General features: G+C 73.6%; 13 protein-coding genes. 10 read left to right on the forward strand and 3 right to left on the reverse strand.

Features of this window, described 5'->3' with window-relative positions; translation table 11 throughout:
* Position 1: 1 nt before the first annotated feature.
* The 7 genes from KBY47_RS06130 (at position 2) to mug (ending at position 8,501) form a co-directional block, all read left to right on the forward strand.
* Positions 2-2,569: an ABC transporter permease gene (locus KBY47_RS06130; RefSeq protein WP_210919888.1), complete on the forward strand. Its 2,568-nt coding sequence runs from the start codon at positions 2-4 to the stop codon at positions 2,567-2,569.
* Positions 2,570-2,638: 69 nt separating this feature from the next.
* The gene (locus KBY47_RS06135) at positions 2,639-3,067 is read left to right on the forward strand and encodes a GNAT family N-acetyltransferase (protein ID WP_210919889.1); all 429 of its coding nucleotides are present in this window, start codon (positions 2,639-2,641) and stop codon (positions 3,065-3,067) included.
* Positions 3,068-3,210: 143 nt separating this feature from the next.
* Entirely contained in the window at positions 3,211-4,563 is a 1,353-nt protein-coding gene (locus tag KBY47_RS06140; protein WP_210919890.1) for a hemolysin family protein, read from the forward strand.
* A complete protein-coding gene (locus KBY47_RS06145) occupies positions 4,560-5,573 on the forward strand; it encodes a hemolysin family protein (RefSeq protein WP_210919891.1) in 1,014 nt (337 codons plus the stop codon). Before KBY47_RS06140 ends, KBY47_RS06145 begins: the two co-directional genes overlap by 4 nt.
* A gap of 60 nt (positions 5,574-5,633) precedes the next feature.
* Positions 5,634-6,419, forward strand: coding sequence for an SGNH/GDSL hydrolase family protein (locus tag KBY47_RS06150; protein WP_210919892.1), 786 nt, complete (start codon positions 5,634-5,636; stop codon positions 6,417-6,419).
* Between the two features lie 80 nt (positions 6,420-6,499).
* A complete protein-coding gene (gene purB / locus KBY47_RS06155) occupies positions 6,500-7,942 on the forward strand; it encodes an adenylosuccinate lyase (protein WP_210919893.1) in 1,443 nt (480 codons plus the stop codon).
* A 13-nt stretch (positions 7,943-7,955) separates the two neighbouring features.
* Positions 7,956-8,501: a G/U mismatch-specific DNA glycosylase gene (gene mug / locus KBY47_RS06160; protein ID WP_210919894.1), complete on the forward strand. Its 546-nt coding sequence runs from the start codon at positions 7,956-7,958 to the stop codon at positions 8,499-8,501.
* A 3-nt stretch (positions 8,502-8,504) separates the two neighbouring features.
* Here the strand turns inward: mug and KBY47_RS06165 are convergent, their stop codons facing one another.
* From KBY47_RS06165 to KBY47_RS06175, 3 genes are read right to left on the reverse strand one after another with little or no spacing between them, the layout of a single operon-like run.
* Positions 8,505-8,930 carry a hypothetical protein gene (locus tag KBY47_RS06165; protein ID WP_210919895.1) on the reverse strand — a complete coding sequence of 142 codons (426 nt, stop codon included), beginning with the start codon at positions 8,928-8,930 and terminating at the stop codon, positions 8,505-8,507.
* Between the two features lie 58 nt (positions 8,931-8,988).
* Positions 8,989-9,714 carry an ABC transporter permease gene (locus KBY47_RS06170; protein WP_210919896.1) on the reverse strand — a complete coding sequence of 242 codons (726 nt, stop codon included), beginning with the start codon at positions 9,712-9,714 and terminating at the stop codon, positions 8,989-8,991.
* A gap of 2 nt (positions 9,715-9,716) precedes the next feature.
* A complete protein-coding gene (locus tag KBY47_RS06175; RefSeq protein WP_210919897.1) occupies positions 9,717-10,637 on the reverse strand; it encodes an ABC transporter ATP-binding protein in 921 nt (306 codons plus the stop codon).
* Positions 10,638-10,745: 108 nt separating this feature from the next.
* Here KBY47_RS06175 and KBY47_RS06180 point away from each other — a divergent pair, with 108 nt between their 5' ends.
* From KBY47_RS06180 to KBY47_RS06190, 3 genes are all read left to right on the forward strand, one after another.
* Positions 10,746-11,876, forward strand: coding sequence for a histidine kinase (locus KBY47_RS06180; RefSeq protein ID WP_210919898.1), 1,131 nt, complete (start codon positions 10,746-10,748; stop codon positions 11,874-11,876).
* Between the two features lie 14 nt (positions 11,877-11,890).
* Positions 11,891-12,553, forward strand: a complete 663-nt coding sequence (locus KBY47_RS06185; RefSeq protein ID WP_210919899.1) for a response regulator transcription factor — start codon at positions 11,891-11,893, stop codon at positions 12,551-12,553.
* An 89-nt stretch (positions 12,554-12,642) separates the two neighbouring features.
* A complete protein-coding gene (locus KBY47_RS06190) occupies positions 12,643-13,800 on the forward strand; it encodes an ROK family transcriptional regulator (protein WP_210919962.1) in 1,158 nt (385 codons plus the stop codon).
* Positions 13,801-13,839 lie beyond the last annotated feature (39 nt).

Raw genomic sequence — 13,839 nt, forward strand, 5'->3', positions numbered from 1 at the left:
CGTGCTGAAGGCCACGTTCCGGAGCTTCCTGGCGCACAAGGGGCGGCTGCTGCTGTCCGCGCTGGCCGTGATCCTTTCCGTGGCGTTCGTCGCGGGCAGCCTGATCTTCTCGGACACCGTCAGCCGCACCTTCGACCGGCTGTTCGCATCCACCGCCGCCGATGTCACCGTCACCCCCAAGCAGAACCTCGACGAGGCGATCCCCTCCGGTATCACCCCCACCCTCCCGGCCGGCCTCGCCGAACGCGTCGCGGCCGTCGACGGGGTGGCGGACGCGCGGGCCGACGTCGACGTCGAGGGCATCACGGTGGCCGACGCGGACAACGAGTCCGTGGGCCCGACGACCGGCGCCCCCACCCTCGGCATCGACTGGAACCCCACCGACCGCAGCCCCGTCGAACTCACCTCCGGACGCGCCCCGCGCGGCGACGGCGAGGTGCTGCTGGACTCGGAGACCGCCGACCGCAGGGACGTGGCGATCGGCGACCCGCTGACCGTCATCGCCCAGCCCGGCTCCTTCCGTGTCGAGGTCGTCGGCATCGTCACCTTCACCACCACCAACCCCGGTGCCGCGCTGGTCTTCTTCGACCCGCCGGCCGCGCGCGCCCGGCTGCTGGGCGACCCCGACGCGGCCACCAGCATCTCCGTGGACGCCGCCGAGGGCGTGAGCGACCCGCAGCTCAAGGAGCGGGTGGCCGCCGCGCTCGGCACCGCGGACTACGAACTGCGCACCGCCGACGAGCAGGCCGAGTCCGACGCCGAGCAACTGGGCGGATTCCTCGACGTCATCAAGTACGTGATGCTGGGATTCGCCGGTATCGCCGTACTGGTGGGCGTGTTCCTGATCGTCAACACCTTCTCCATGCTGATCGCCCAGCGGACCCGGGAGCTGGGCCTGCTGCGGGCGCTGGGCGCCGACCGGCGCCAGGTCCGGCGCTCGGTGCTCACCGAGGCGCTGCTGCTCGGCCTGTTCGGCTCCACCCTGGGCCTGCTGACCGGGATCGGGCTGGCCGCCGGCCTGATGGAGCTGATGGGCCTGCTCGGCATGAACATCGACGCCACCGAGATGGTCATCGGCTGGGGCACGCCCGTCGCGGCGTACGCCGTCGGCGTGGGCGTCACCTTCGTCGCCGCGTACCTCCCGGCCCGGCGCGCCGCGGGGGTGTCGCCGATGGCCGCGCTGGCGGACGCCGAGATCGCCGGGGTGGGCCGTCCGCTGCGGGTGCGCGCGCTGGTGGGCGCGGTGATCGGCGTGGCCGGCGGCGCGGCGCTGGTGGGCTGCGTGCTGTCGTCGGACACCGGTTCGGCGGCGTCGCTGCTGGGCCTGGGCGTCGTACTGACCCTGATCGCCACGGTGGTCGCGGGCCCGCTGCTGGTCCGGCCGGTGATCCGGGTGCTGGGCGGCGCGTTCCCGGCGCTGTTCGGCTCCGTCGGCCGGATGAGCCAGCGCAACGCCCTGCGCAACCCGCGCCGCACCGGGGCCACCGCCGCCGCGCTGATGGTGGGTCTCTCGCTGGTCGGCGGCATGTCGGTGGCGAGCGCGTCGATGACCAAGTCCTTCGACCAGCAGATCGACAGGACGCTGGGCGCCGACTTCGTGGTGCAGAACGCCAACTTCGTGCCCTTCCCGGCGGAGGTCACCGACGCGGTGCGCGCCACCGAGGGCGTCGGCCTGGTCGTCCGCGCGCAGTTCACCCCGGTCGGGGTGCGGCTGCCGGACGGCGACCGGGTGGAGACGACGGCGGCGGCCTACGACCCCCGGCTGGACGAGGTCGCCAACGTGCCCTACGCCGAGGGCGACACCGCCGCCGCGCTCGCCGACGGGCGGATGGCGATGGACCGGGACTTCGCCCGCGACCACGGCGTCCGCGTCGGGACGGCGCTGCCGGTGGAGTTCCAGGGCGGCCGTACGGCGGAGCTGACCGTGGGCGCGCTGACCGACCAGGAGACCGCCGACGGGTTCGGCACCCAGGGCGGGATGTACTTCGGCCTGGCCACGCTGGAGCGGTACGCGCCGGGCGGACAGGAGGCGGCGGTGTACGTCAACGCCGCCGACGGGACCTCCGACGACGATCTGCGGGCCGCCCTGGAACGGACGCTGGACCCCTATCCGCAGGTGCAGGTGCGGGACCTGGCCGACTACAAGCAGCTGGTGCGGGACCAGATCGCGGTCCTGCTGTACCTGGTGTACGCGCTGCTGGGCCTGGCGATCGTGATCGCGGTGCTCGGCGTGGTCAACACGCTCGCCCTGTCGGTGGTGGAGCGCACCCGGGAGATCGGGCTGCTGCGGGCGATCGGGCTGGGCCGACGGCAGCTGCGGCGGATGATCCGGCTGGAGTCGGTGGTGATCGCCGTGTTCGGCGGGGTGCTGGGCCTCGCGCTCGGGCTGGTGTGGGGTGTGTGCATCCAGCAGGTGCTGGCGCTGGAGGGCATGACGGCGCTGGCGATCCCGTGGGGCACGATCGTCGCGGTGGTGATCGGTTCGGCGGTCGTGGGCATCGTCGCGGCGCTGCTGCCCGCGCTGCGGGCGTCGCGGATGAACGTGCTGGCGGCCATCGCGCACGAGTGAGACCGGTACCGGCCGGTCCGGATGGTGGAATCCGCGGTCCACGCGGACCGTGCGTGATCTGATCACGCCATGACCGAACTGCGGATACGGGCCGCCGGGCCCGACGACCTGGACACCGTGCTGGCCTTCTGGAAGGTGGCCGCCGAGGGCACCAGCATCAGCGACGACCGCGCGGGCGTGGAGCGTCTGGTGGCCTGTGACCCCGGGGCGCTGATCCTGGCCGAGCGGGACGGTGAGCTGGCCGGCACGGTGATCGCCGGGTTCGACGGGTGGCGGTGCCATCTGTACCGGCTGGCGGTGCACCCGGACCACCGGCGGCAGGGCGTCGGCGGGGCGCTGCTGTCCGCGGCGGAGGAACGGTTCGTACGGCTCGGCGGGCGCCGTGGCGACGCGATGGTGCTGACGCGGAACGAGACCGCGCACCACGCCTGGCGCGCGGCGGGGTACGCGCCCGAGGAGCAGTGGCGGCGCTGGGTGAAGCACCTGGCCGAGAACTGACCCACCTTTGCCGATCCTTTAACATTGGGGGAACACTCGTCTCCCTATGAAAGGTGTGAGCGTCCGTCCATGGGCGAGCCTCCCAGTAGCAGATCGCGCGCGATCCTCCCTGTCCTGCCGGATCATGGGACGGGGGTGACCCGATGACCGAAGTGCTCCTGCTGCTGGTGGCGATCCTGCTCTCCCTGGCGTGCGGCGCCTTCGTCGCCGCGGAGTTCTCCCTCACCACGGTCGAACGCGGCGATCTCGAGCAGGCCGCCCAGCGCGGCGAACGGGGTGCCGAGGGCGCCCTGAAGGCCGTACGGAACCTGACGTTCCAGCTGTCCGGCGCCCAGCTCGGCATCACGGTCACCAATCTGGTGGTCGGCATGCTCGCCGAGCCGTCGATCGCCCGGCTGATCGCGGGCCCGCTGCGCGGCATCGGCGTCTCCGAGTCCGCCGCCTCCTCGATCGCCCTGGTGCTCGGCACCGCGCTGTCGACGGTATTCCTGATGGTCGTCGGCGAGCTGGTGCCGAAGAACTGGGCCATCTCGGCACCGCTGGCCATGGCCAAGCGGGTGGGCAACGCCCAGCGCTTCTTCAGCGCCGCGTTCCGCCCGTTCATCTCGCACCTGAACAACACGGCCAACCACATGGTGCGCCGGTTCGGCATCGAGCCCGCCGAGGAGCTGGCGTCCGCGCGCGGGCCCCAGGAGCTGGCGGCGCTGGCCCGGCACTCCGCCCGGGAGGGCGCCCTGGAGGCGGACACCGCCGAGCTGTTCGTGCGCACCCTGAACCTCGCCGACCTCACCGCGGAGAACGTGATGACCCCGCGCGTGCAGGTCATCGCCCTGGACGCGCAGGCGACCTGCGAGGACGTGGCGAACGCGACCCGGGCGACGGGCCTGTCCCGGTTCCCGGTCTACCGCGGCAACCTCGACACGGTCGTGGGCACCGCCCACATCAAGGACGTGCTGGCCGTGCCCGCCGAGCGGCGGCCCCGGGTGCCCGTCGCCGAACTGATGCGCGAGCCGCTGCTCGTGCCCGAGTCACTGACCGTGGACCGGCTGCTGGACCGGCTGTCCGGCAAGCGCACCATGGCCGTCGTCATCGACGAGTACGGCGGCACGGCGGGCGTGGCGACGCTGGAGGACATCGTCGAGGAGGTCGTCGGCGAGGTCCGCGACGAGCACGACCCGCACGAGACCTCCGACCTGGCCGCGGCCGGCACGGACGACGACGGCCACGCCCTGTACTCGGCGGACGGCGCCGCCCGCATGGACCAGCTGGCCCGCGTCGGCATGCGGCCCCCCGAGGGGCCGTACGAGACGCTGGCCGGTCTGGTGGCGCACCGGCTGGGCCGTATCCCCGCCGCCGGTGACAGTCTCGCCGTCGACGGCTGGCGGCTGGACGTGGTGGACGCCTCCGGGCGCCGGGCCGCGCGGGTGCTGCTGCACGCGCCCCTCGACGACGAGACGGACGACCGCGACGACAAGGAAGAGGAGGGCGGGCGGTGACCGCCGTACAACTGCTGATCGGTTTCGCGACGCTGGTCGTCAACGCCTTCTTCGTGGGCGCCGAGTTCGCGCTGATCTCGGTGCGCCGCAGCCAGATCGAGCCGTACGCCGACCAGGGCGACCGGCGCGCCAAGAGCGTCCTGTGGGGTCTGAAGCACGTGTCGGCGCTGATGGCGGCGGCACAGCTCGGCATCACGCTGTGCACCCTGGTCCTCGGTGTGGTCGCCGAACCGGCGATCGCGCACCTGCTGGAGCCGGTGTTCCACGCGGTGGGCGTGCCGAGCGGCGCGGGGCACGCGGTCTCCTTCGTGATCGCGCTGACCCTGGCGACGTATCTGCACATGCTGCTCGGCGAGATGGTGCCGAAGAACATCGCGCTGGCGGAGCCGGTGCGCAGCGCGCTGGTGCTGGGGCCGCCGCTGGTGGCGCTGTCCCGGGCGCTGCGGCCGGTGATCTTCACCATCAACGCGTTCGCCAACGCCCTGCTGAAGCTGATGCGGATCGAGACCAAGGACGAGGTCACCGCGACCTTCTCGGACGCCGAGCTGGCCCGGCTGGTCAAGGACTCCGGGGAGGCGGGGCTGATCGACGAGCGGGCCCGGGAGCGGCTGCACGACGCGCTGGAGCTGGGCCGCCGCCCGGTGCGCGACGTGGTGCTGCCGCTGGAGGGCGTGGTGTACGCGCGCGTGGGGGTCACTCCGGAGGGTCTGGAGCGGCTGTCGGCCGAGTCCGGGTTCTCCCGCTTCCCGGTGGTGGACGAGGAGCGCCGGATCATCGGCTACCTCCATGTGAAGGACGCCCTGGACGCCTCGCCGAAGGACCTGCCGTTCCGGCTGCGGGACATGCGCTCCATCGCGCGGGTCCGTGAGACCACCCCGCTGGACGACGTACTGACCGCGATGCGCGGCAGCAGGACGCACCTGGCCGCCGTACTGGGCGCGGACGGGCGGCTGGCGGGCCTGGTGACCATGGAGGACGTGCTGCGGGAGCTGTTCGGCCAGCGGGCGTGAGCCCCGGGGGAGGGGGCGACCGACCGCCGGGTATGGCGTCGGGATAGCATCGCCGACGCCATGCAGACGAACACCCCTCCCCCGTACTCCAGCCTGGTCGCGGTGGGCGACTCCTTCACCGAGGGCATGTCGGACCTGCTGCCCGACGGCAGCTACCGCGGCTGGGCCGACCTCCTCGCCGCCCGGCTGGCGGCCCGGACGCCCGGCTTCCGGTACGCCAACCTGGCGGTGCGCGGCAAGCTCATCCAGCAGATCGTCGACGAGCAGGTGGACGTGGCCGCCGCCATGGGCGCCGATGTGATCACCCTCGTCGGCGGCCTCAACGACACCCTGCGCCCCAAGTGCGACATGGGCCGCGTCCGCGGCCTGCTCACCGAGGCCGTGGAACGGCTCACCCCGGCCTGCAAGCAGCTGGTGCTGATGCGCAGCCCGGGCCGTCAGGGACCCGTCCTGGAGCGGTTCCGGCCGCGTATGGAGGAACTGTTCAACACCGTCGACGAACTGGCCGCCCGGCACGGCGCCCTCGTCGTCGACCTGTACGGCGCGCCCTCGCTCGCCGACCCCCGCATGTGGGACGTGGACCGGCTGCACCTCACCGCCGAGGGCCACCGGCGGGTCGCGGAGGCCGTCTGGCAGACCCTCGGCCACGCGGCGGAGGACGCCGAGTGGCACGTCCCCCTGCCGCCCACCCTGCCGCCGGGCTGGATGACCCGCCGGGTCGCCGACGCCCGCTTCGCCCGGCAGCACCTGCTGCCCTGGATAGGCCGCCGCCTGACCGGCCGCTCCTCGGGCGACGGCCTGCCACCGAAGCGCCCGGAACTCCTGCCGTACGAGGGGCCCGCGTAGGCCCCGGCCATCCCCTTGGAGGTTCCTCCGAACCACCCGGTGGCGCTGGCCTGCGCGAATCGCCAGTAGAATCCGTACACGTGACTTCTGCGCCCGCCAAGCCCCGCATCCCCAACGTCCTCGCCGGACGGTACGCCTCCGCCGAACTGGCCGCCCTCTGGTCGCCCGAGCAGAAGGTGAGGCTGGAGCGGCAGCTCTGGCTCGCCGTGCTGCGGGCCCAGAAGGACCTCGGCATCGAGGTGCCGGACGCGGCGATCGCCGACTACGAGCGGGTGCTGGACCAGGTGGACCTGGCCTCCATCGCGGAGCGCGAGAAGGTCACCCGGCACGATGTGAAGGCGCGGATCGAGGAGTTCAACGACCTCGCCGGGCACGAGCAGGTGCACAAGGGCATGACGTCCCGCGACCTGACGGAGAACGTCGAGCAGCTTCAGATCCGGCTCTCCCTGGAGCTGGTCCGCGACCGTACGGTGGCGGTGCTGGCCCGCCTCGGCAAGCTGGCCGGGGAGTACGGCGAGCTGGTCATGGCGGGGCGTTCGCACAACGTCGCCGCGCAGGCCACGACGCTGGGCAAGCGGTTCGCCACCGCCGCCGACGAGCTGCTGGTGGCGTACGGCCGGGTCGAGGAGCTGCTCGGCCGCTACCCGCTGCGCGGCATCAAGGGCCCGGTGGGCACCGCCCAGGACATGCTCGACCTGCTCGGCGGTGACGCCGCGAAGCTGGCCGACCTGGAGGGGCGGATCGCCGGGCACCTGGGCTTCTCGCAGGCGTTCACCTCGGTCGGCCAGGTCTACCCGCGCTCGCTGGACTACGAGGTCGTCACCGCGCTGGTGCAGGTGGCGGCGGCGCCCTCGTCGCTGGCCAAGACGATCCGGCTGATGGCCGGGCACGAGCTGGTGACCGAGGGCTTCAAGCCCGGCCAGGTCGGTTCCTCGGCGATGCCGCACAAGATGAACACCCGCTCCTGCGAGCGCGTCAACGGCCTGATGGTGATCCTGCGCGGCTACGCCTCGATGACCGGCGAGCTGGCCGGCGACCAGTGGAACGAGGGCGACGTGTCCTGCTCGGTGGTGCGCCGGGTAGCCCTCCCCGACGCGTTCTTCGCGCTGGACGGGCTGCTGGAGACGTTCCTGACGGTGCTCGACGAGTTCGGGGCGTTCCCGGCGGTCGTGGCGCGCGAGCTGGACCGCTATCTGCCGTTCCTGGCGACGACGAAGGTGCTGATGGCGTCGGTGCGCGCCGGGGTCGGCCGGGAGATCGCCCACGAGGCGATCAAGGAGAACGCGGTCGCGTGCGCACTGGCGATGCGGGAGCAGGGTGCCGAGCGCAACGAACTCCTCGACCGGCTCGCCGCCGACGAGCGCATCCCGCTGGACCGCGCCGAGCTGGACGCGCTGATGGCCGACAAGCTGTCCTTCACCGGTGCCGCCGCCGACCAGGTCGCCACCGTGGTCGCCCGGGTCGAGGAGATCGTGAAGCGGCACCCGGAAGCCGCCGGGTACACGCCCGGCGCGATCCTCTGACCGGCGCCGCACCATGGCCCGGTTCACCCCGGCTGAGCTGGAGGCCGCCCGCGACCGTCTCGTACCGGACGTGGTCGCGGACGGTCTGCGGGTGCTGTTCTGCGGCATCAACCCCGGGCTGATGACCGCGGCGACGGGCCATCACTTCGCCCGGCCCGGCAACCGCTTCTGGCCCGTGCTGCACCTGTCCGGCTTCACACCGCGGCTGCTCAAGCCGGCCGAGCAGGAGGAACTGCTGTCCTACGGGCTCGGCATCACCAATGTGGTGGCGCGGGCGACCGCGCGGGCCGACGAGCTGAGCGCGCAGGAGTACCGGGAGGGCGGGCGGCTGCTCGCGCTGAAGGTGGCGCGGCGGCGGCCGCGTTGGCTGGCGGTGGTGGGTGTGACCGCCTACCGGGCCGCGTTCGGGGACCGCGGCGCCGGGGTGGGGCCGCAGGAGCGGCTCGTCGGCGAGTCGCGGGTGTGGGTGCTGCCCAATCCGAGCGGGCTGAACGCGCACTGGACGGCGGCGACGATGGCAGCGGAGTTCGCGCGGCTGCGGGAGGCGGCCGAGGCGTAGGGCTCACGGGGGTGCCATGTCGGTGACCACGGCGAACAGCCGGGCCGCGTGTGTCCCGTCCTCCCCGGTGACGCCGAGGGCGACCCAGCGGTCCGTGCCGACGGCCCGCCAGAGGCGTACCTGGTCCGCCAACACGCTGACCGTCGCCCACGGCTCGGGTATCTCCTCGCCGCGCTCGCCGCGCACCCGCAGGGTGAGCATGCCCCACGGCGGTCCCGCGCCCCAGCGGTCGTCGAGCCGTTGGGCTATGCCCTCCCGGTACGCGTCCACGTCGTCCGCCGTGTGCTCCCCGCACTCCCCCGCGCCGGAACCCAGCTCCGCCACGAAGTAGCCCGGCCCTCCCCTGCCGACGTCCGACCAGCCGTGCTCCTCCGGAAAGGGACGGGAGCACAGCCGGTCGATCGTCTCCAGGCACCGTGCGATGTTCATACGGTCCAGTAAACCCGCCGCCACTGACAATTGGCGGTGCGTCAGGGGCACCGCCCGCTCAGGCGTCCCGGCGTCGCACGCTCCAGGCGCCCGCCGCGATCGCCGCCGCCGTCCACAGCGCGGTCACCGCGAGGCCGGTCCACGGTCCGAGGGGGCCGTCCCAGGTCTCGTGCAGGGCCACTTGGCCCGCCCGGTCCGGCAGGAAGTCGGCCGCCGGGCCCGCCGCGTCACCGATGACGAAGGAAACGATCAGAATGAACGGGATGAGGACGCCGAGCGCCGCGACGCCGCTGCGCAGCCAGGCCGTGAGCCCCGCCGCGAACAGCGCCATCAGCATCAGGTAGACACCGCAGCCCACCACGCCCCGCGTCTGCTCCGCGCCGGTCAGCCCGTCCGCCGCCGCGCCGAGTCCGGCCCGCGCGGCGAGCAGCGCGGCGCACGCCGTGACCAGGCCGGTGAGCAGCGCCGGTACGGCGACGGCGGTCAGCTTGGCCGTGAACCAGCGACCGCGCCGCGGGACCGCGGTGAGCGACAGCCGCAGGGCGCCCGGACGGAACTCCGAGGAGACGGCGAGGGTGCCGAAGACGATGGCCGCGATCTGACCGGGCATCACCCCGGAGAGGGCCATGAACAGCGGGTCGAACTCGGGGTCCGACGTCTCCGAGACGCCGGCGACGGCGGAGAACGCGGTGGACGTGGCGAGCAGCGCGAACAGGGAGCCGTACAGCGGTCTCAGGGTGCTGATCTTCAGCAGTTCGGCGTGCAGCACGGGTGCGAAGGGCATGGTCAGGCCTCCTGGGGCTGGGCGGTGAACTCGCTCTCGGTGGCGGTCAGATCGAGGTAGGCCTGCTCCAAGGTGGCCTCCTCCGCGGCGAGTTCCAGCAGGGGCACGCCCGCCTCGGCGGCGATGCGCCCGACGTCCGCCACGCGTGCGTGCCGCACGGTCCAGGCGCCGTCCTCGCCCTGCGCGGCCTCGTGGCCGTGCCGGGCGAGCGCCTCCAGCAGTGCGCCGGGGTCCGTGGCTCGCACCCGCACCCCGGGCCGTACGCGCGCGTCGATGAAGTCCCGCAGCGGCATGTCCGCGAGCAGGCGCCCCCGGCCCAGGACCACGAGGTGGTCGGCGAACGACGCGGTCTCGTTCATCAGGTGGCTGGAGACCAGCACGGTGCGGCCCTCCGCCGCGAGGCGGCGCAGCAGCTCCCGGATCCAGATGATGCCCTCCGGGTCGAGCCCGTTGGAGGGCTCGTCGAGCAGGAGGAAGGCCGGGTCGCCGAGGAGGGCGGCGGCGATGCCGAGGCGCTGACGCATGCCCAGGGAGTACGTCCGCACCCGGCGCCGGGCGACGGCGGCGAGGCCCGTCTCGGCCAGTACGTCGTCGACGCGGCCGACGGGGATGCGGTGGCTCGCTGCCAGCGTCCGCAGATGGTCCCGGCCGGTGCGGGAGCCGTGCGCGGCCTGGGCGTCGAGCAGCGCGCCCACCGTGCGCAGGGGTTCGCTCAGGTCGGCGTAGGCGCGGCCGCCGATGGTGGCGGTGCCGGAGGTCGGCCGGTCCAGGCCCAGGACGAGCCGCATGGTGGTGGACTTTCCGGCGCCGTTGGGGCCGAGGAAGCCGGTGACCCGGCCGGGCCGGACGCTGAACGTGAGGGCGTCGACGGCCCGTGCGGTGCCGTACTCCTTGCTGAGGTCTCGTACGTCGATGCTGGTCATGGCCCCACGATGGCCGCCACCCGGGGCGGTTCGCCTCCCCCGCCGGTGGCGGTCGGCTCCCCCGCGCGGGGGAGGTGGACTGTCAGTGGTGGCTGGCACGATGGCCGCATGATCCGCCTGCTGCGCCCGTTCACCCGGGCGGTGACATACACACGATGGCTGCACCTGCTCGTCGCCGTCGTGTGGCCGAGCCTGTGGATCTTCATCGACGACAGGTGGTGGGCACCGGCGACGGGGGCCGTGCTGCTGCTCTGCGCCGGTCTGGTGCCCGCGATGCGGACCGTGGAGGGACTTCAGGCGAGGTTGCTGCTGACGGGGCAGGACGGCGGGAGCGCCGACATCGTGACCGCGCCTGCCGTGGCGTGGGGCGACCGTGGCCGGATGGTCGGATGGCTGCTGGCACGGCTGCTGATCGGCTGCGCGGTGTCCTTCGTGAGCGTCCATCTCCCGCTCACCGCCGCCCGGTGGGCGGCGCTGTCGTTCAGCGGGGACGGCCCCTGGTGGTACGTCTGTCTCGCACCCGCGCCGCTGGTCCTGCTGGCGGCGCTGGTGGTCGGCGGTGGCGCGCTGATGACCCTGCTGGCCCGGCGGCTGCTCGGCCCCTCGCCCGCCGAGCGGCTGGCCGCCCTGGAGGAGCGCACCGAGCGGTTGCTGGAGCGCACCCGTATCGCGCGGGAGCTGCACGACTCCATCGGGCACGCGCTGACCGTGGCCGTCGTGCAGGCGGGCGCGGCCCGCGCGGCGGGCGACCCGGCGTTCACCGAGCGGGCGCTGGGCGCCATCGAGGAGACCGGGCGGGCCGCGCTGGAGGATCTGGAGCGGGTGCTGGGCGTGCTGCGGGAGTCGGGGCGTCCGGTGAGCGCCCGGCCGACGCTCGCGGACGCGGACCGGCTGCTGGAGTCGGCGCGGGCCTCGGGGGCGAAGGTCGACGCCGAGGTGACGGGCCCGGTGGAGACCCTGCCGGGACCGGTGTCCCGTGAGGGCTACCGGATCCTCCAGGAGGCGCTGACGAACGTGCTGCGGCACGCGGGTGCCGTGCCTGTGCGGGTGCGCGTCGAGGTCGCGGACGGCGGTCTCGCGCTGGACGTGCGCAATCCGCTGAGCGCCGCGATACCCGGTCCCGGCCGGGGCAGCGGTCTGCGCGGGATACGTGAGCGCGCCGCGCTGCTCGGCGGCCGTGCGGACACCGGCCCCGACGACGGGAACTGGAGGGTGCGCGTGGAGCTGCCGCTGGCCTGATCTACGCTGGCCGGATGCCGGTGACCGTACTCCTCGTGGATGACGAGCCGTTGGTCCGCGCGGGGCTGCGGGCCGTCCTGGAGGCGCAGCCGGACATCGAGGTGGTCGGTGAGGCGGCCGACGGGGCGGCGGTGATCCCGCTGGTGCGGCGGCTGCGGCCGGACGTGGTGGCCATGGATGTGCGGATGCCGCTGCTGGACGGCATCGAGGCCACCCGCGCGGTGCTGCGGACGGTGGACGACCCGCCGAAGATCCTGGTCGTGACGACCTTCGAGAACGACGAGTACGTATACGAGGCGCTGCGGGCCGGTGCCGACGGTTTCCTGCTCAAGCGGGCCCGCCCCGCCGAGATCGTGCACGCGGTACGGCTGGTCGCCGAGGGCGAGTCGCTGTTGTTCCCGGCGTCGGTGCGGCAACTGGCGGCCGAGTACGGGGCGGGCGGCGGCAACCGTGCCGCGCGGGCGCTGCTGGAACGGGCCCGGCTGACCGAGCGGGAGGCGGAGGTGCTGCGGCTGATGGCGCGGGGCCTGTCGAACGCGGAGATCGCCGCGCGGCTGGTGGTGGGGACGGAGACGGTGAAGTCGCATGTGAGCGCGGTACTGGCGAAGCTGGGGGCGCGCGACCGCACCCAGGCGGTGATCGCGGCGTACGAGTCCGGGTTCGTCTCCCCGGGCTGATCGCACCGTCCGGACCGGCGGCACTCGCCGGGGTGGGCCGCGCCGAGTACGATCCGGCCAACACGCGCACGAGCTGGGAGGACGGGACGTTGGGGCGGCTGACCGGCGGGGATCCCTCGCTGCTGCGAAGGATCAACTCCGCTGTGGTGCTGCACGCGCTGCGTGCCACGGACTGCGCGACGCTGACGGAGATCACCCGGGTGACGGGGCTCTCCCGGCCCACCGTCGAGGGGGTCGTCGAGGGGCTGATCGAGGCGGGCCTCGTTGTCGAGAAGGCCGCGCCGGAGGGCGAGACCCGGCGTCAGGGGCGGCCCGCTCGGCGGTTCCGGTTCCGTGCCGAGGCCGGTCATCTGCTGGGCCTGGAGATCGGGCCGCACCGGGTCGCCGCGCTCCTCTCCGACCTCGACGGCCGGATCATGGGCGCGCAGGCGAAGGACGTCGACGAGACGGCTTCGGCCGACGAGCGGCTGGAGCGGCTGCGCACCGCGGTCGCCGAGCTGTTGCGCCGGGCCGGGGTGGCGCGGGGGTCGCTGCGCGCGGTGGGCGCCGCGACGCCGGGGATCGTCGAGGCGGATGGGACCGTGCGGCTGGGCACCGCGCTGCCGGGGTGGACGGGGCTGCGGCTCGGCGAGCGGCTGAGCCGTTCCTTCAAGTGCCCGGTGCTGGTGGAGAACGACGCCAACGCGGCGGCGGTCGCCGAGCACTGGAAGGGGTCGGCGCGGGACTCCGACGACATGGTGTTCGTGCTGGCCGGGCTGAGTCCCGGCGCCGGTTCGCTGATCGGGGGGCGGCTGCACCGGGGGTTCGGCGGGGCGGCCGGGGAGATCGGGGCGCTGCACCTGCTGGGCCGGGAGGCGACGCCGGAGACGTTGCTGTCGACCACCGACGAGCCGTTGCACCCGCTGGACGAGCAGGCGGTGGCCCGGGTGTTCGCGCGGGCACGGGAGGGCGATCTGCGGGCCCGCGCGGCCGTCGACCGTTTCATCCAGCGGCTGGTGCACGACGTGGCGGCGCTGGTGCTCGCCCTCGATCCGGAGCTGGTGGTCGTCGGCGGCTGGGCGGCCGGTCTGGACGGCGTCCTGGAGCCGCTGCGGCAGGAACTCGCCCGCTACTGCCTGCGCCCGCCCAAGGTGACCCTCTCCCTCCTCGGCGAGGCGGCGGTCGCCACCGGCGCCCTGCGCCTCGCCCTGGACCACGTGGAGGAACAGCTGTTCGCGGTGGAGGGCACGGTGACGGCGCGCCGCTGACGCCTCGGCGCGCGGCGTCGCGTGTCGGGGCTTCGCCGG

Source organism: Streptomyces sp. B93, assembly GCF_018070565.1.
In the GTDB taxonomy this organism is placed as follows: Bacteria; Actinomycetota; Actinomycetes; order Streptomycetales; family Streptomycetaceae; genus Streptomyces.